Annotated in this window: 15 protein-coding genes and 2 pseudogenes; 14 read left to right on the forward strand and 3 right to left on the reverse strand. The window is 32.2% G+C overall.

Annotation, left to right across the window (positions count from 1 at the left end):
* The first annotated feature begins 305 nt into the window (after positions 1-305).
* The 3 genes from J5E45_RS02040 to arsB all read left to right on the forward strand — a co-directional run bounded on the left by J5E45_RS02040 (position 306) and on the right by arsB (position 7211).
* A complete protein-coding gene (locus J5E45_RS02040) occupies positions 306-3107 on the forward strand; it encodes a 2-oxoglutarate dehydrogenase E1 component (protein ID WP_069793072.1) in 2802 nt (933 codons plus the stop codon).
* Positions 3108-3120: 13 nt separating this feature from the next.
* On the forward strand, positions 3121-4392 hold the full coding sequence (gene sucB / locus J5E45_RS02045) for a dihydrolipoyllysine-residue succinyltransferase (RefSeq protein ID WP_039066515.1): 1272 nt from the start codon (positions 3121-3123) through the stop codon (positions 4390-4392).
* Between the two features lie 1529 nt (positions 4393-5921).
* Positions 5922-7211, forward strand: coding sequence for an arsenite efflux transporter membrane subunit ArsB (arsB, locus tag J5E45_RS02050; protein ID WP_039066519.1), 1290 nt, complete (start codon positions 5922-5924; stop codon positions 7209-7211).
* Positions 7212-7449: 238 nt separating this feature from the next.
* Here arsB and J5E45_RS02055 read toward each other — a convergent pair whose 3' ends face one another.
* Both J5E45_RS02055 and J5E45_RS02060 read right to left on the reverse strand, forming a co-directional pair.
* On the reverse strand, positions 7450-7998 hold the full coding sequence (locus tag J5E45_RS02055) for a helix-turn-helix domain-containing protein (RefSeq protein ID WP_069793073.1): 549 nt from the start codon (positions 7996-7998) through the stop codon (positions 7450-7452).
* Between the two features lie 255 nt (positions 7999-8253).
* Positions 8254-9132, reverse strand: a complete 879-nt coding sequence (locus J5E45_RS02060) for an AraC family transcriptional regulator (RefSeq protein ID WP_208181521.1) — start codon at positions 9130-9132, stop codon at positions 8254-8256.
* A 120-nt stretch (positions 9133-9252) separates the two neighbouring features.
* On the opposite strand from J5E45_RS02060, the gene J5E45_RS02065 reads away from it, so the two are divergent.
* The 7 genes and pseudogenes from J5E45_RS02065 (at position 9253) to J5E45_RS02095 (ending at position 15537) form a co-directional block, all read left to right on the forward strand.
* Positions 9253-10119: a sugar phosphate isomerase/epimerase family protein gene (locus J5E45_RS02065; RefSeq protein WP_039066524.1), complete on the forward strand. Its 867-nt coding sequence runs from the start codon at positions 9253-9255 to the stop codon at positions 10117-10119.
* Between the two features lie 78 nt (positions 10120-10197).
* Positions 10198-11088, forward strand: coding sequence for a sugar phosphate isomerase/epimerase family protein (locus tag J5E45_RS02070; RefSeq protein WP_069793075.1), 891 nt, complete (start codon positions 10198-10200; stop codon positions 11086-11088).
* Positions 11088-12233: a Gfo/Idh/MocA family protein gene (locus tag J5E45_RS02075; protein ID WP_208181523.1), complete on the forward strand. Its 1146-nt coding sequence runs from the start codon at positions 11088-11090 to the stop codon at positions 12231-12233. Before J5E45_RS02070 ends, J5E45_RS02075 begins: the two co-directional genes overlap by 1 nt.
* Positions 12234-12259: 26 nt before the next feature.
* Positions 12260-13267: pseudogene (locus J5E45_RS02080) on the forward strand (Gfo/Idh/MocA family protein).
* Between the two features lie 136 nt (positions 13268-13403).
* Positions 13404-13982, forward strand: a pseudogene (locus J5E45_RS02085) (dihydrofolate reductase family protein).
* 33 nt (positions 13983-14015) lie between these two features.
* Complete coding sequence (locus tag J5E45_RS02090) at positions 14016-14834, forward strand: ATP-binding cassette domain-containing protein (RefSeq protein ID WP_039066529.1); 819 nt, start codon at positions 14016-14018, stop codon at positions 14832-14834.
* Position 14835: 1 nt separating this feature from the next.
* Positions 14836-15537, forward strand: a complete 702-nt coding sequence (locus J5E45_RS02095) for an ABC transporter permease (RefSeq protein ID WP_119605256.1) — start codon at positions 14836-14838, stop codon at positions 15535-15537.
* Between the two features lie 103 nt (positions 15538-15640).
* Here the strand turns inward: J5E45_RS02095 and J5E45_RS02100 are convergent, their stop codons facing one another.
* Complete coding sequence (locus J5E45_RS02100; protein ID WP_039066532.1) at positions 15641-15841, reverse strand: hypothetical protein; 201 nt, start codon at positions 15839-15841, stop codon at positions 15641-15643.
* A gap of 217 nt (positions 15842-16058) precedes the next feature.
* On the opposite strand from J5E45_RS02100, the gene J5E45_RS02105 reads away from it, so the two are divergent.
* The 4 genes from J5E45_RS02105 (at position 16059) to J5E45_RS02120 (ending at position 19950) form a co-directional block, all read left to right on the forward strand.
* Complete coding sequence (locus tag J5E45_RS02105; RefSeq protein ID WP_069793080.1) at positions 16059-16871, forward strand: VOC family protein; 813 nt, start codon at positions 16059-16061, stop codon at positions 16869-16871.
* A gap of 18 nt (positions 16872-16889) precedes the next feature.
* A complete protein-coding gene (locus tag J5E45_RS02110; RefSeq protein ID WP_039066534.1) occupies positions 16890-17093 on the forward strand; it encodes a DUF6501 family protein in 204 nt (67 codons plus the stop codon).
* Between the two features lie 163 nt (positions 17094-17256).
* A complete protein-coding gene (locus J5E45_RS02115) occupies positions 17257-18048 on the forward strand; it encodes an ATP-binding protein (protein ID WP_039066536.1) in 792 nt (263 codons plus the stop codon).
* A 12-nt stretch (positions 18049-18060) separates the two neighbouring features.
* Entirely contained in the window at positions 18061-19950 is a 1890-nt protein-coding gene (locus tag J5E45_RS02120; protein WP_208181524.1) for a vWA domain-containing protein, read from the forward strand.
* Positions 19951-20071 lie beyond the last annotated feature (121 nt).

Here is a 20071-nt window from a genome sequence, read left to right on the forward strand (position 1 = left end):
TAGTCATTAACAATAATATAGTCATTAACAATATTATCTAATATTAACTTTAGACTGGATGATGCTAATCTATTGCTAGTTAAAAATATGTTAATGGCGCTTTTCAAGCAATAAAATACACTTATGAAGTAGTTTTTCACTGTCGTAAATATTAACTGGAGATGCCATAGAAGTCTTATTATTATAATTAGATTTCTATGGCACCTCCTTTTTTCAGATAAGTGAGTTATTGGTACTTTAATTTGTATATATTTAATGCTATTATTGATTTGTAAGCGTTTCAACTATTTTGTGGAGGGTGTAATATGAGCAACGAAAGTCAGGTTTCCGAGGCACCTGTAAATTTCGGAGCAAATCTTGGATATGTTTTAGATTTATATGATATATATCTAAATGATCCTAGTGCAGTTCCTGAAGATTTGCAAGTCCTTTTTAGTACAATTAAAAACGGTGAAGCAAACATCACAACAAATAATGAAGGTCAGAGTAACATAACTAAAGGGGATAGCACAATCAAACGTGTTATGCGCCTTATCGATAATATTCGTCAATATGGGCATTTGTTGGCAGATATTTATCCTGTTAATAGACCTGAAAGAGAAAATGTTCCCAAGTTAACAATCGAAGATTTTAATTTGGACAAAGAAACACTTGAATCTATTTCAGCTGGAATTGTTTCTGACCATTTTAAAGACATCTATGATAATGCATACGAAGCAATTGTGCGTATGGAAAAGCGTTACAAAGGTCCAATTGCCTTTGAATACACACATATTAATAATAATAGAGAACGTGTATGGTTAAAACGTAGAATTGAAACTCCATACAAAGCAACATTAAATGATAATCAAAAAATTGAACTATTTAAAAACTTAGCCCACGTAGAAGGTTTTGAAAAATATTTACACAAAAACTTTGTTGGAGCTAAACGCTTCTCCATCGAAGGTGTAGATACTCTTGTGCCTATGCTACAACAAACATTAAGAATTGCGAGCGACGAAGGCATTCAAAATATCCAAATCGGTATGGCCCATCGTGGAAGATTAAATGTTTTAACACATGTTCTAGAAAAGCCATATGAAATGATGATTTCTGAATTTATGCACACAGATCCAATGAAATTCTTGCCTGAAGATGGCAGTTTAGAATTAACATCCGGTTGGTCTGGTGATGTTAAATATCATCTTGGCGGAGTGAAAACAACGCAATCATATGGTATTGAACAAAAAATCTCATTGGCAAACAACCCAAGTCATTTAGAAATCGTATCACCAGTAGTCCTTGGTAAAACACGTGCTAATCAAGATACAACTGATAAACCAGGCTCAATAACTACCGAATTTAAAAAATCTATGCCTATATTAATTCATGGTGACGCCGCTTATCCTGGTCAAGGTATTAACTTTGAAGCTATGAACTTAGGTAATTTAGATGGTTATTCAACAGGTGGTTCACTTCACATTATTACAAATAACCGTATTGGCTTTACAACCGAACCTCAAGACGGACGTTCTACAACATATTCTTCAGATGTTGCAAAAGGATATGACGTTCCAATCATGCATGTAAATGCTGATAATGTTGAAGCAACAATTGAAGCAATTGAAATTGCTATGGCGTTCAGAAAAGAGTTCAATAAAGATGTAGTCATCGATTTAGTAGGTTATCGTCGATACGGACACAATGAAATGGATGAACCATCAATCACAAACCCACTACCATATCATGAAATACGTAAACATGAGTCAGTTGAAATCTTATACGGAAAACAACTTGTCAGCGAAAATATCATTTCAGAAGATGAAATGAATAATATCATTGACGATGTCCAAAAAACTTTAAGAGCTGCTCATGATAAAATTGATAAAAACGACAAAATGGACAACCCAGAAATGCAAAGACCTGAAAGTTTAGCTGAACCAATACAAAACGACGATTCTGAGTTAAGCTTTGAGCAATTAAAAGAAATTAATGACGCAATGCTTACTTATCCTTCGAACTTCAATGTATTGAAAAAGCTAAATAAAGTGCTAGAGAAACGTAAGGAACCATTTGAAAGTGAAGATGGATTAGTTGACTGGGCTCAAGCAGAACAATTAGCTTTTGCAACTATCACTCAAAATGGAACACCAATACGTTTGACTGGTCAAGACAGTGAACGTGGCACATTCAGTCACCGTCACGCTGTGTTGCACGATCCAGAAACCGGCGAACAATATGTACCATTACACAACGTACCTGATCAAAAAGCAACCTTTGAAGTACGTAACTCTCCATTATCAGAAGCTGCAGTTGTAGGTTTTGAATATGGCTATAATGTGCAAAATAAATCATGTATGACAATTTGGGAAGCACAATACGGGGACTTTTCAAATATGGCTCAAATGATTTTCGACAACTTCTTATTTAGTTCTCGCGCTAAATGGGGAGAACGTTCAGGATTAACTTTATTCTTGCCTCATTCATTTGAAGGTCAAGGTCCAGAACACTCATCTGCACGTTTAGAAAGATTTTTACAATTAGCTGGTGAAAATAATTCAACTATCGTTAATTTATCTAGTTCAAGCAACTACTTCCATTTATTACGTGCACAAGCAGCGAATTTAGGTACACAGTCTATGAGACCATTAGTGGTTATGTCACCTAAGAGCTTATTACGTAATAAGACTGTTGCAGATCCTATAAGTAAATTCACTTCCGGTAAATTCGAACCAATTTTACCAGAAGATCACGATAAATCAGCAGTGAAAAAGGTTATTTTAGCATCAGGTAAAATGTTTATTGATTTAAAAGAATATTTGGCAAAAAACCCAAAAGATTCTATTTTAATCGTAGCAGTAGAAAGACTTTATCCTTTCCCTGCCGATGAAATTAATGCATTATTAAACGAATTACCTAATTTAGAAAATGTAGCTTGGGTACAAGAAGAACCTAAGAACCAAGGTGCATGGTCATTCGTTTATCCTTATCTAAAAGAATTAACAACTGATAAATACGATTTAAGTTATCACGGTCGTATCCAACGTTCAGCTCCTGCTGAAGGTGATGGTGAAATTCACAAACTCGTACAAAATATGATAATCGAACAAAGTACAAACATTAACTAGGGGGAAGTTAAGCATGCCAGAGGTAAAAGTTCCAGAATTAGCAGAATCCATAACAGAAGGTACCATTGCAGAATGGTTAAAACAAGTCGGTGATAGCGTAGATAAAGGTGAAGCTATTGTTGAATTAGAAACAGACAAAGTAAACGTTGAAGTTGTCTCAGAAGAAGCAGGCGTGCTTCAAGAATTATTAGCTGACGAAGGTGACACAGTAGAAGTTGGCCAAGCAATTGCAGTAGTTGGGGAAGGAAGCGGTAATAATACTTCCGAGTCATCAACAAAACAAGAAGATACTAAAGCAACTGACAATTCAAATAAAGAACAACAATCATCTGAATCATCTGAATCAACTGGAAGTAAATCAGAAGCGTCATCACAAGATAACGGACAACGAGTAAATGCTACACCATCTGCGCGTAAATACGCCCGTGAAAAAGGTATTGACTTATCTGAAGTATCACCATCTTCTAACGATGTGGTGAGAAAATCTCATGTTGATCAAAGTCAAAAACAATCAAATACTCAACAATCACAACCAGCTGCTAAAGAAGAAACTAAAAAACCAGCGCAACAAAACCCATCAAAACCAGTTATTAGAGAAAAAATGTCTCGTCGTAAGAAAACAGCTGCCAAAAAATTATTAGAAGTATCTAATAATACAGCTATGTTAACTACTTTTAACGAAATCGATATGACAAATGTTATGGACTTACGTAAACGTAAGAAAGAACAATTCATCAAAGACCATGATGGTACAAAACTTGGTTTCATGTCATTCTTTACAAAAGCAGCTGTAGCAGCGTTGAAAAAATATCCAGAAGTAAATGCTGAAATTGATGGCGATGACATGATTACTAAACAATATTATGATATCGGGGTTGCAGTTTCTACAGAAGACGGTTTACTTGTACCATTTGTTAGAGATTGCGACAAGAAAAATTTTGCTGAAATTGAAGATGAAATTGGTAACTTAGCTAAAAAAGCGCGTGACAAAAAACTTGGTTTAGATGATATGGTTAACGGATCATTTACAATCACAAATGGCGGTATCTTTGGTTCAATGATGTCTACACCTATCATTAACGGTAGCCAAGCCGCAATTTTAGGTATGCATTCAATTATCACTCGTCCAATTGCTATCGATGCAGATACAATTGAAAACCGTCCAATGATGTACATCGCTCTAAGCTATGACCACAGAATCATTGATGGTAAAGAAGCTGTAGGTTTCTTAAAAACAATTAAAGAATTAATTGAAAATCCAGAAGATTTACTACTAGAATCTTAATCCACAACACAAAATAGTTTACTAACCCTAATACAACGGCGTTTATCGTCGTTGTATTTTTATGTTTATATATAATTTAAAAAACACCTAATAAAAAACTATCAAAATTACATAGAGCCATATATTAAAAATGCATAGAAAACAAAAGGGAGTATCATATAAGCATAATTTTCAAATTCATAGGGATCAAAGTCAGAAATACTAATATTACGTTCAAAAGGCCTTTAAAAAGCAAATTCTAAATATATAACACTTAGGAATTTAAAACAGACACTTTTGGAATTATAAAACATTCACAATATAAAATTGTTATTATGTAACGTAAGATATAGGTTTAAAATTATCTATAAAAAAGGAATGATTTTATGACTTTTAAAAGCGCTTTGAAATTCGGTATCATTATGTCATTAGTCATGTGCACAGCATTTTATATTATCCCGCCACCTGAACACATTTTAGGGAAAATAGTTTATTCATTAATTACTACATGCATAGGTTTATTACTAGTTTATTTTATAATAGGCAAAGAAAACATGAAAAAAAGATAATACTGAAAGTTCATAAACAAATTCTAAATCTAATATTTTATTATCTTTGTGTAATAGTCAGCTCCATAGGGAAGCACACGAGCCCAAAAATAAAAGATAAGGAGACGCTCAACGAAAACATGTACAAAAAACGGGCGATAAAGTTAGAGGCAGTGACAATTAAATTGTCACTGCCTTAATGATGATAATGTAAGCAACTGACTTATAGCCGGACCGCACAGTTCAGTTAAATCAAATATTTTTTGTTCCAATAAATTAAAGAAATAAAGGATTTAATAAATAAAAAATCGCAATGATTAACAACATACATCCAACTATTTTATTTTGCTTTTTAAAATAAATATAACTAAGTATAAATAAATTTACTGATAAAATAAACGTCGATACACCCTTACTAACATATATAAAATTAAAGACTATTAAAACATTAAGGAAGATTGATATTAAAGACACAGACAATAATACTTTTTCAATTTTATTAAACCTTTGCTGCATTTAAAAACCCCTTATTGTTAAAAAGTTTATCCCGAATCAAACATATTTAATGAGAATTAATATCCTCTAATAGTAATTCATTGCAACAGTAAGATAACAAAAAGGTTTGAATTTGTTAATAAATTACCAACCAATTTCATAACTAAATAGCTATAACAATATAGCTATTTAGTTATGTTGATGTTACTCTGTATAGGTTAATAAATTGTATTTAGCGCTTAGAAATGAAAAGTCAGATAATCATAAGCATTATTTGCTTTATATAAGAATAATATCGTAGATATTAATATCAAACTATATTAATCAATACATATCTCTATAAGAAAATTGTATTGCGCATTGAATTGCAAAAACAGGAAAGTAGGGATAAAACGATGTATCATCATAAAACAAAATATATAACAATTTTAGAGCTTGACCTCACACTAATTTTCAAACCAAGCTCTGCTATAACGAACCATCTAATAAAACGAGGAGTGTGCCGCTATGACAATATTAGCAATTAGTATTTTTGTTATTACTTTAATTTTTGTTATTTGGCAACCAAAGGGCTTAGATATAGGCATATCTGCTTGTATTGGTGCGATTTTAGCAATAGTAACTGGTGTCGTTAGCTATGCTGATGTAATAGAAGTTACAGGGATTGTTTGGAATGCGACATTAACGTTCGTTGCTATTATATTAATTTCACTGATTTTAGATGAAATTGGATTCTTTGAGTGGTCTGCTATACATATGGTTAAAGCTTCACATGGTAATGGATTAAAAATGTTTATCTATATCATGATATTAGGATCAATAGTTGCAGCATTTTTCGCAAATGATGGAGCTGCCCTTATACTAACTCCTATAGTACTTGCTATGGTACGTCATTTAGGTTTTAGTAAGAAAGTGATTTTCCCGTTTGTCATTGCCAGTGGTTTCATTGCCGATACAACTTCTATACCACTTGTTGTGAGTAATTTGGTCAATATCGTTTCTGCAGATTATTTCAACATTGGATTTTTAGAGTACTTTTTAAGAATGTTTCTACCAAATATTTTTTCATTGCTAGCCAGTATAGTTGTACTTTGGCTATATTTTAAAAGTTCAATACCAAATAAATTCAATTCTGATAATTTAAAAGAACCGCATACGGCAATAAAGGATAAACGACTTTTCAAACTTTCATGGATAGTGCTTGCTATTTTAGTTATAGGCTATTTAATTAGTGAATTTATTGCCATACCGGTTTCAATTATTGCTGGTTTAGTAGCATTAATATTTATTATACTTGCTCGAAAATCAAAAGCAGTACACACAAAAAAAGTAATAAAAGAAGCACCTTGGAACATCGTGGTATTCTCTATAGGAATGTATCTTGTTGTGTTTGGTCTCAAAAACGTAGGCATCACAATAATACTTGCTGATATTTTAACTCATATTTCAAGTTTTGGTTTGTTTAGTAGTATTATGGGGATGGGCTTTATAGCCGCTATATTATCTTCAATTATGAATAATTTGCCTACAGTTTTAATTGACGCACTCGCTATCAGTCAATCGAGCGCTACTGGTATAATTAAGGAAAGTATGATTTATGCCAATATAATAGGGTCAGATTTAGGGCCTAAAATAACACCAATCGGGTCGTTAGCTACGTTATTGTGGCTTCATGTACTCACAAACAAAGGTGTAAAAATATCATGGGGTACTTACTTTAAAACAGGTATTATAATTACTTTACCTGTTTTATTCTTCACACTTTTAGGTTTGTATCTAACTTACCTTGTTTTTTAACCAACTGTCGCAATATTATTCTAATATCTTTCTTTAATTTTCAGTGTAAAATAGGCAATGATTTGTTCCGACTCCAGCGGGAAGCGAACTAGCCGAACACTACATGTTAAGGCAGTGCCCGCGGAAAACGCCCACAAAAACCTGTCGACAGCCTTTACTATACACTATATGTATGGTTTTTAATATTTTTGTTTTTAAAAAAGTGCCTACACATAAAATTGCGTAGGCACTTTTTGATTTAATAATGAATGATCATGTTAAGTCTCAATGTTGAATCATGCTCATTTAAATATTTATGAAACAGGTTCCCATTAAATTTTATTGATTCATCCTTTTTTACAACAACTCGTTCGTCGCCTAATACAAGCGTCAATGTCCCATCAAATACAGTAATATATTCATTTGCACTAGAGCCACGTGGTTCTCCATTCACGGTGCCCCCAGGCTCTATTATAACCATATGACTTTCAAACTTTTTAGCAATATCAAATTTGAAATAAGGGTAAATGCTATATTTATCTTCTGAAGATGTTAATGGTTGTATGTCATGAATTGTAATTTTTTTTACAAATTCCTCATTATCTTGTGTCAGTTCTGCAAAAGATACTTTTAGTCCGTTAGCAATTTTCCACAATGTAGTAATAGATGGTATTGACTCTTTACGTTCTATTTGTCCTAACATCGTTTTGCTAACCTCTGTAAGGACTGATAAATACTCTAATGAATAACCATTTTGCTTTCTAAATAATTTTAGATTTTCTGCGATAATATCATTGATTTCTTTCATTTAAAAACACCTCAACATACAATATAACGTATAAAACCTACAATATAAAGTTTTGTTTATCAACGTCTGTTCAGACGTTATAACGCATTAACAGGTAGGGGAGGTAGTGGATATTTGTGTATAAGCTGTCATAACAATGTTTTAAGATTTTTTGTAAAATTACGTAACTCATACAAAACTTCGTACCATCTTAATATATTTTATTTAAAGTACAGCTTGCTATATTTATGAAATGTATTATATTTTTAAGTTTACTTAACCATTAGTTAAATGTTGTTGATAATAATTTTTAGGGCTACATCCATATATTGTTTTAAAACGTCTATAAAAATTCGAGTAATCACTAAAACCACATAAAACTGCTACTTGTTGAGGGCTTTCTCCTTTTTTTAACATTCTTTGTGCATTTTGTAACCTTATTTGTAATAAATAGCGATATGGTGGATATCCTACTATTCGTGTAAAATACTGTGTTATTTTATAACGGCTAACATAGAATTTCCTTTCTAAGTCTTCTAGAGAAATCTGATCAGCATAGTGTAACTCCATATAGTCTAATACCTGTCTCACTAACTGCATTTGTGGATCATCGTCCATTTTTATTTCAGCATTTTCTATCGACACTCTGTTGAGGAGCACAAAAAATTGAGTCAACATTGATTCTTCAGCAAGCTTCTTACCATATTTATTATTTTCTTGCTCATTCAAAAGACCTTGTAATAAATAATAAAGCTCACGCTTTTGTACTTCTGTTAACTGTAGTAAATGTTTAAAGTTAGGTGATTTGGTATCAAAACATTGCATTAAATTACATTCAGGAGTGGAAAGTGACTCTAATAACTGCGCATCGAACCTCAGACCAATACGTTCAGCATGTCCATCCATCTGTTCATTCAACTGATGAAATTCGTACGGTGTTATTATCAACATGGAACCAACGTCTAATTGATATTGCTCTGCTTCAATCGTGTACAGCATATTTCCGGATAATGAAAAGAAAATTTCGTAATGGTCATGATAGTGTAGCTCATTGCCAAAGTGGCCATCACTAATTTTATGCCACACTGCATATTCTCCCTCGAATGGTAGTGAAATAGTATCAAATTTTAGTTTAAGTGTTTCATCGTCTAACATTGATATGCCTCCCGCTCAAAATACAATATTTTTATCTTTTTTTACAATGTTTAAAATTTTCTAATAATTTATACTCACATTATAACACTTAAATTTGTTTATTATGAAAGGATGATTTATATGGTTAAACCACAAATTGGCGTACAGATGATGATGTTAAAGCAAAAAGTAGAAGAAGATGGCATCTACAATGTATTGCGAACGATTCATGAACTTGGGTACCACGCTGTAGAGGTTTCACAAATAGAAATGACTGCTCATAACATTGCTGAAATGCAAAAAGCCATCGAAGACTTTGATATGAATATTGCAGCTATGTCATGTGGGGTAGAAGATATTTCGTCCGAACAAAAATATCCTGGTGACACTTTACAAAATGATTTTGAAAAGATTGTTGCGGATTGTAAGGCAGTTAACTGTAATATTTTAAGAATTGGTATGTTGCCGATGAATTATATGGGCTCAAAGGACAGCATACTTAACTTTGCAAAAATTTGCGATGACTATGCACGACGACTAAAAGCGGAAGGCATTGATTTATATTATCATGCACATAATCTTGAATTTGTTCGCTATGACGGGCAATTTATGCTTGATCTAATGCGCGATAATACATCAAATCTAGGCTTCGAATTAGATGTGCACTGGATATGGAGAGCTGGGCTTAACCCTATAGACGTTATACCAAATTATGCACAACGTATTCGTGCAATCCATTTAAAAGATTTTCGTGTAGGTGAAATAGATATGAATCAATATCCCGGCGAAGGTCATGAAAAGATATACTATATGCTACATATGATCACTCAATTTGCAGAACTAGGAGAAGGTACTTTACCACTAAAAGACATTATTGAAGTTGGGTTAGAAAGTGGTAGTGAATACTTCTTCGTAGAACAAGATGAACTGTATGGTGCCGACCCTTATGATTGTTTAGTAACAAGCCGAGATCATTTATTCGAATTAGGTTATAAACATTGGTTCTAATATCTGATTACAATTACAGACAATATGTAAGCGATTACAATTATGTTCGTTAATTTTAAAACAAATGGAGGAAAATTCATGTTAAATAACATTGCTATATCAGGTTTTTCTGATGAAATTTCATCAGATTTAGACACACAATTGCAAAAGGTATCAGAATTAGGTATGCGTTACATTTCATTACGTGGTATTGATGACGAAAATATAGGGGATTATACAGTCGAAAAAATAAAGAATTATGTTATTCCAAAATTAAATGAATGGAATATCTCAGTCTCATCTATCGGTTCTCCAATCGGCAAAATTTATGTCCAAGATGAAGAAGCATTTGAAAAGCAATTAGTCGTCTTAAAAAACATGTGTGAAATCGCTAATGCATTGTCTTGTAAGTATATTAGGATTTTCAGCTTTTATATACCTAAAGAACAAGATTTTGATGAATATCAACATTTAGTCATTAAAAAATTAAAAGCATTTGCAAAAATAGCAAAGCAATATAACGTCGTTTTACTGCATGAAAATGAAAAAGATATTTTCGGTGATATTGCTCGTCGTTGTAAAGTCATCCTTGATGAAGTAGGGTCTGACCATTTTAAAGCGATTTTCGATTTTGCCAATTTCGTTCAATGTGGGGAAGATACGCAAGCATGTTATGAACTCTTAGAACCTGACATTGAATACATCCACATCAAAGATGCGGTCTATAAAGACAGTATTAACGTTGTTTGTGGTACAGGCGATGGCCAAATTGAGTCTATTCTTAAACAGGCGATAAATCATGGCTATAAAGGTTTCTTAACATTAGAACCTCACCTGGTCGTATTTGATGCAATTAAAGACTTAGAAATAGAGCATTCTACTGAAACTATCCAAAATACAGCTGCAAAAGATGGCGCTGAAGGATATCAAATTCAGTATGAAGCACTTTTAGAAATTTTAAAAAATATTGAAAATAAGGAGAATGTATAATGACAAATATTCGTTTAGGCATAATTGGATTAGGAGCGCAAGGAAATACTTATGCTAACTTTATTAATGAAAATAAAGTGAAAAATGTAGTTATAGGAGCCATTTGTGATATCGATCCTGATAAAAAAGCACTTGCTACCGAAAACTATCCAGATATTCCTTTTTATAATGACTATATTGATTTATTAGAAAGTGGAGACGTTGATGCTGTTGTGACGACTGTGCCACATTATTTACACACTGAAATAGGTAAAGCTGCATTAAATAGAAATATACATGCACTATTAGAGAAACCAGCTGATATCTATGCCGAAAAAGTAAAAGAAATTAGTGACTTAGCCGCTTCTAAACCCGAATTAACATTTGGTATTTTCTTTAATCAAAGAACTAACCCGCTTTATCAAAAAGTTAAATCCTTAATTGATAATGGAGAAATTGGACAAATTAGACGTACAAATTGGATCATTACTACTTGGTGGCGTCCACAAGCATATTATGATCAAAGTCCATGGCGTGCAACTTGGGATGGAGAAGGCGGCGGTGTGTTAGTTAACCAAGCACCACATCAAATTGATTTATTGCAATGGTTATGCGGATTACCAGAAAAAGTGTATGCCAACGTAAAATATGGCTATCAGAGAAAGTTAAATGTTGATGACGATGTGACAACAGTACTAGATTACGGTAACGGAGCGACAGGTGTTTTCATCACGTGTACGCATGACGTTATCGGCACTGACCGACTAGAAATCACAGGCGATAAAGGAAAAATTTTAGTCGAAGATAGTAAGAAAATAACTATTAAACGCTTAAAACAATCAGAAAACGAAATGAATCAAACGATGACTTGGGCTGATGTAGCAGAAATCTTCAAAGGTGACGGTATAGGAGACATCTACGAGACAGATACTTTCGAATTTGATAGTGTATGGGGCGAACAACATATCAGTGTACTTGAAAACTTCGCCGCAAATATTATTGATGATACACCACTTATAGCGCCTGGCAGTGATGGTATTAATGGCGTTAACTTCGTAAATGCAATTTATCTTTCTAGTTGGTTAGGCAAAGAAGTAACAGTTCCTGTAGATCCAACAGAATTCAAAAATGCTTTACAACATAAAATTAATTCAGAAGATAAATAAACCCACCTATAATAGGAGATGGTCAAATGCTGAAAGTTGGTGTAGTCGGTTTAGGCGATATATCACAAATTCACATACACGCAATACAACAAAATCCTAAAGCAGAATTAATCGCGGTTTGTGATGAAGATGCATCATTAAAAAACAAGGCGCCTTACGGCAATTTTTATAATGATTTAAATAGTATGTTAGATTCAGAAATGTTAGATTGTGTTCATATATGTTTGCCTCACCATTTACATGTGTCAGCTACTACAACATGTGTTAAAAAAGGCGTCCATGTATTACAAGAAAAGCCTTTAGCTATTAACGCCAAAGAAGGACTTGAATTAGTCACGTTAAAACGCCAGTATCCAAAAACCAAGATTGGGATTTGTTTTCAAAATAGATATAACGATACCTTTCAAACATTACAACACATTGTTAGAAGCGGACAGTACGGCGAGGTCATTGGTGTAAAAGGACTAGTTACATGGTTTAGGCCTGAATCTTATTACACAGAAAAACCTTGGCGTGGACAAATGGCTTTGGCAGGCGGCGGTGTTCTAATTAACCAATCTATTCATACATTAGACTTAATGCAATTACTTTGTGGGGATATAGCATCTATTAAAGGAACCGTATCACAATTATTGGATTATGATATTGAAGTAGAAGATACAGCATCTGCACATATTAAATTTGCAAATAATGCAAACGGTATGTTCTTTGCTACTAATGCCAATTTTGGAAATTCAAGCGTAGAGTTACAGGTTATATTTGAAAATGAAAAATTAACTATTAAAGATAATATACTTACGCGTATGAATAAACAGGGTTATAAGATTCAAATTGAGGAAGATGAAAAACTAGCTGGTGATAAATCGTATTATGGACCTAGCCATAGTAAACTAATTAACCAATTCTACAATTGTATTATTGAAGATACTGATGACTATATATAACCTAGAGACGCATTAGCATCTATTGCCATGATTGATGCTATACAGAAATCTTCCAAATCAAACAGCGTTATTCATTTTACAAGTAATTAAAAATTTTTTGTTATTCATTTTTATTGCACATCGATTTTTTTATCGTTGTGCATTTTTAATTCTAATATATTTATATTAAAATTATTATCAATTGAATTTATACATATATTTCCATATACTAAATATAATATAAATAATGGTAGGTGTTAATGTGGATAATCGGTCGAAAGTGATTTTAGACCTCGCTGTAAGTTTAGATAGTTATATTGAAGGACCAATTGGTGAAATTGATTGGCGTATTATGGACCCAAAAATGAATTTCAGTGCTTTTTTAAAACAGGTTAGCGCTATCATATATAGGCGAAAAAGCTATGATTTGTAGGGGAATTATACACCTCAATTAGGTAATCGACAAAACGGAGACGATGCTATGTGGGAAGAGATTCATAGTAAACAAAAATATGTATTTACGCACCAAAAAAATCTTGTTTCTGCAAACGCCGAATATATACATTCAGAGGATATGCTAATAAGTATAGATAAAGTCAAAGCACAAGAAACTAAAGATATTTGGTTATATGGCGGTTCAAGTATTATAACTTCTTTTATAAATAATAACTTAATAGATGAATATCGCTTATCTATACACCCGTTTGTGTTAGGTTCAGGAAAACCTTTATTTGAATATTTAGTAGATAGAGTTAACCTGATACATATAAAAACTAATACATATCAAAGTGGCGTCGTGCAACTTATATATAATAAAAACAAATAATGATAGCTGAGTATTGTATAAAGGAGTATGTATATGGCTGAAATAGCAGTAGCAATGGATCAGGTAACCTTAAAACTTAACAATAAAACAATCATCAATAATTTATCATTCCAAATACCCAAAGGTTCAATCACTTTATTAAAAGGGAAGAATGGCGTCGGTAAAAGTTTGACACTCAAATTGATGACACAACTAATAACACCAAATTCTGGTGTCATTAATGTTTCTGGCTATACAAGTTATGCGCCTGATAGTTTCCCTAAAAACATAAAACTAACAACAAAGTCATTTCTAACAACGATTCAAAATTTAAATATGAAGCGGAAATCTGACAACCATACAGTCGATGATTATTTAGCACTATTAAATCTATCTTCACTTCAAAACACTAAATTACATCATCTTTCAAAAGGCTCTTTACAAAAAGTGAATATCATCCAAACCCTATTAACGGATGCAGATATATTAGTATTTGACGAACCATTTTCAGGTTTAGATAAAATGTCAAAAGCACAATTTTTAACTCGTTTACAACATTTATCGAAAACTAAAACAATAATTATTACAGATCATGATTCTAATATTGAACAAACCATTGCGACTCATATATTGAGTTTAGATGATTATACATTTATGCCACAATCTAAGTACCGTGTGTTAAAATCGATTACGATTACTAACCAACAACATGTTAATGAAATTATTGAACATGAGCTGACGTCATGGGTATGGGCTAAAATAACTTCTAATCCCCAATATATAACTTTGCAAGTTGACAAACAAAATTTAAATATCGTTTTACAACATTTATTAAAGCATAATTGCGAAATCATCGAAGTAAAGGATCTTTAAAATGCTATATTCTTTTTTAAAATACGAACACCTAAAATTTTTAACATCATATCAATTTATTGCACCAGTATTTACATACTTACTGTGGGTCATTGGCATTTATATCTATAGAGATATGCCAGTCTTATCAAGTTATGGTTCTACTGCGATTGGTTTATTTATAATCATGACATGGCTGACCATTATTAATTTCGGACGTGATACTTTAAATGAGCGTCATATTTTCTATATACAATTAAAATCAAAGACTACTTATTTGTTAATAAAAATACTATATTTATATTTACTTAGTACATTGTTCATTATTTTCTCATTAATCTATCCACTTTTACTTAATGTGTTTGATAAAACTGTTTCATTTAATCTTGTTTTAATTGGTGTAATTGTACATTTATTGTTAAGTATGTTTGGCATTGTATTAGGGGCTTTTATTACTAATACGAAAATCGCCACTAAATCTTATAGATGGTTATTAACAATATTTATTATGCTCATCATTTTCACTAAAGATGTACTTATTACAACTTTTCCATTTACCAAATGGTTTCTCTGGGTGTTACCACCAATTAGTAATCTTTTAAATCAAATGAATAGTGATTATTTGTCATTTCTTAATACCAATTTCCTACTCTTATGTTTATTTGCTGTAATTTATATTTTAATAACACTTAAATTACTTATTATTCTATTCAAAAAGACCTAAACAATTTACTATATAAGAGACCCCTACAAGTTAGAGTGTATTACAAACTTGCAAGGGTCTCTTTTTATTGATTTAAATAGTTAAAATATAACTTAAATCACAATTAAGCAATATAAACAAATAGTTCAATAATAGCAATAATTAAAAATACCAAAAATACCACGCCGTAAATATTATTCTTTTTAGCGCTTTTTGCATTTTGAGATTTTTGTTTCGCTTTATTGTTTACGTTAGTGAAGAAGGTAATACCAGAATAAACTGCAATAAGTACGGTTATACCAAACACAAACCATATACCACCCATAATGACAAACCTCCTTTATTAATAATCAATATACTACTAATCTATTTCATAAGATTAAAATCATGATATATACCTATATTAATACATTTTTTTAGTTCATCCAATGTATATTCTAAAAATTTAATTAATATACACATTTGCAGTAAACTTCATCGTATAAATAACACGTAAAATAAGTTATAATGATTGAAAAGCTATGAATAAAGGGGTTAATATAATGAATGGTCTTAGAAGTGTAACCACAGGGACAGATAATTTAGAAAAAACTAAAACTTTATTTAAAGATGTATTAGGTCTAAATGTTGCAGATAAAGGACAGGCTCTCCGTTTTGGTGATGCAGAACTAAACTCTGGCACACGTATTCATTTTGTAGAAATACCAAACTATACGAACCAAGAAAATCATATTGAAAATATTGGCTTACGTTTACCAAGTGACGAAGGTTTAGATGAATATCAAACTATCTTAGATGACCATCAAATTGATCATAGTGAAATTACTGATTTAAATGGGCATAAGTATTTTGAATTTAAAGACCATAATCATCAGATATTCAATATTTATTCAAATGAACATAATACGGGTGCACCTCTAGGAATGCCTACATTTGATAGCACTGTTAACCCACTACATCAAATTCAGGGGCTAGGCCCTGTACTGCTTAAAGTAAATGAAATACTACTAACTCAATCTATTTTGACAAAAGTGTTTGGTCTTACACATTTCGCAGAATATGCACCATACCATGACGCTGACTATAAAGTACAAGTTTTCCGAATTGGAGAAGGCGGTTTAGGTGGAGAATTACATTTACACGCTACTGATGAAGATTTAAAAATGCCAAAACATGGTATTGTAGAACAAATTGAGTTTGCAACTGAATCCAAAGCTCAATTCCAAAATGCATTACAACAACTTGAGTCTATAGGTATCCCTTACCAATCGTTAGATCAAGAAGGCGAAAAATCCTTAAGAATTAGTGAAAAAAGTGGTATCACTTTTATATTGACTTTAGAAATTAAATCATAGAAAGAGGAATGTTTATTTATGTTACACGAAACATGGAAAGAAAATACACCAGTTAAAAAAGTTGAAGTTATTCACACAAACGCAAAGAAATTTACAGTTTCTGATATGCTTACTGTTGGGAAACAATATGACGTTATCAATGAAACCGAAGAATATTACCAAATTATTGATAACTCTGGGCTTGTTGGTGGTTATTACAAAGAATATTTCAAAGAAGTATAAAATTAATTGATAAATCACACGCTCATATTATGTTGCGTGTTTAAATAATTTTTTAACGAATAGGGCTAGGGCAAAATATGATGATGTATTCATGCCCCAGTCTATTTTTAATGATTTCTTATAAATAAATAAGCCATACTTTATATAGAGGAGACAATTCATAATGACAAGAACAAACTATATTAATAGAGATGAAACAGTCTTTAACGATGCAGAAGCATTGATGCAGTTAAACAAAAATATTTTATTAAAAGGGCCAACAGGGTCTGGTAAGACGAAATTGGCAGAAACACTAAGCGAAACAATGAATCGACCAATGCACCAAATCAATTGTTCAGTTGATTTAGATGCAGAGAGCTTACTTGGTTTCAAAACTATCCAAACTAACGATAACGGTACGCAAGAAATTGTCTTTATAGATGGACCTGTAATTAAAGCCATGAAAGAAGGCCATATATTATATATTGATGAAATTAATATGGCTAAACCTGAAACGTTGCCTATTTTAAACGGTGTGCTAGACTACCGTAGAAAACTGACGAATCCATTTACAGGTGAAGTCGTTAATGCAGCACCAGGATTCAACGTCATTGCAGCAATTAACGTTGGGTATATAGGAACTTTACCAATGAACGAAGCATTGAAAAACCGCTTTGTTGTCATTCAAGTAGACTATATCGATGGCGATATTTTAAGTGATGTCATAAAACAGCAAAGCCAGTTAACAGATACTGTGTTAATACAAAAAATCATTAAATTTAATGAAGACTTACGTACAATGACAAAACAGGGTCAAATTTCAGAAGAAGCGGCTAGTATTCGTGCATTAATAGATTTAAGTGATTTAGCTACTATTATGCCAATCGAACGTGCAATTCAACGAACAATAATAGATAAATTGGAAGACGAGCGAGAACAGCAAGCTATTTTAAACGCAGTAGAATTAAATTTTTAGTGAGGGATAAACATGAGTGATCGTTTTATAAAATTTAATGACGAACAGCTAGATGCTAAACAAGTGATGATGCTTCAGGATTTAGCGCGTCTTTTACTGAAAAATGAGCAAACACAAGTTAAAATTCAAAAATTCCCTTATTATGATCCAATTAACAATACTTTAATTACCAGTTCATTTTGGTCACATAGAGAGGAACAAGTTGAAACTACAGGATTAAAAACTGACGTCATGCTCGCTGCTTATGGCTACCAGATGATGGATGAACAGATTGTGAATCATGTTATCCAGAATAAAGAGTTCAAACACCCTAAATTTTATCAACAGCTTTTCAAACTACTCGAAGATCAGCGCATTTTAAGTACGATAGCAAAAGAACGTCCATCAACAAAATCTGCTATTCAGATGCGCAATGAAATTAGACTAAACTACACCAAGACACAAATAAATGTATATAGAACCAAAACAACTTTTACAGATTTATTATTTTTATATCTAGAAGCATCTTTTATAACAGAAAATTTTTATGATATACCGCAAATACACCCGCAAATTGATGATGTATTAAATAATATGTATATGTACTTACCGAACTTTTTCTATAACACGACTTCTGAAGATAATATGTATTTAGCTGAGAGAATCATGTTTCAAATTGATGATATATTAAAAGAAGATATGCTTAATGAATATTACCATCTACCTAAAAAAGTTTATGAGTCTATACAAGCACTTCAATTCGAGGATTTGACTAGAACAGACGCAAGTAATACTGATGGTACCTCAAACGAAGAGAAAGATGAAGATTCAGTAAGTGAAGAGATGGAATCAAATAATCAAGATAGCGCTTCACAAGGTGGTGCATATTTAGAAATGGAATTACATGAAGGGGAAAACAGCGAAGTCATGGGTGATAATGATAATGCGCGTGAAGGTGATACCGGTGATGATATGACTGATATGCAAACCAAAAAAGGTAAAGGTTCATCTAATAATATAGAAGACGATCAAGGCGGTTCTGTTGGACATAATCAAGCTTTCGCCTTAAAAGGAATTAACGAAAATGTAGAAATTAAATGGAACATCCCTGAAATCAAACCTGAATATCTCCATGAATATCACGAAGTTGAATCTGATGTACAATTTGAAATTAAAGATTTAATTCAAATCATACAAAAAACGATTGATAGAGAATATCAAGATGAACGACATAATTTAACAAAAGGTAGATTACAAAAAAATCTACTCAACTGGTTTATAGACGATCAATATAAGTTGTTTTATAAAAAACAAGACTTAAGTCAGTCATTCGATGCTACGTTCACATTATTAGTAGATGCTTCAGCCAGTATGCAAGATAAAATGGAAGAAACAATTAAAGGGGTCGTCTTATTTCACGAAACCTTAAAGAGCCTCAATGTAAAACATGAAATATTAGCATTTAATGAAGATGCCTTCGATGCGGACGAAGCAAACCAACCTAACATTATAGATGAGATTATCACATACACTCGTTCTATGATGGATAAAGATGGGCCAAGAATCATGGCGTTAGAGCCACAAGATGATAACAGAGATGGTGTTGCTATTAGAATTGGTAGCGAAAGACTCATGCGTCGCTCCCACAACCAACGTTTCTTAATCGTATTTTCAGATGGAGAACCTTCTGCATATAACTATAGTCAAGATGGTATATTAGATACCTATGAAGCGGTTGAAACAGCTCGTAAAATGGGTATTGAAGTATTCAATGTATTTTTAAGTCAAGAACCTATTACAGAAGATATTGAGCAAACGATCCATAATATTTATGGGCAATACGCTTTATTTGTAGAAGGGGTTGAAAATCTTCCTTCCCAATTATCACCATTATTGAAAAAACTTTTATTAAAATCGTTTTAAATAGGCTATTTTTGACAAATAATAACCGATATATTTAAATATTCTGAAATTTATATAGACGATATCTAATTAACCGTGATAGAATAGATAATATTATTTTATTGGTTAGAAGGAGTAAGTC

Origin of the sequence: Staphylococcus shinii (genome assembly GCF_017583065.1) — a bacterium.
GTDB classification, from domain to species: domain Bacteria; phylum Bacillota; class Bacilli; order Staphylococcales; family Staphylococcaceae; genus Staphylococcus; species Staphylococcus shinii.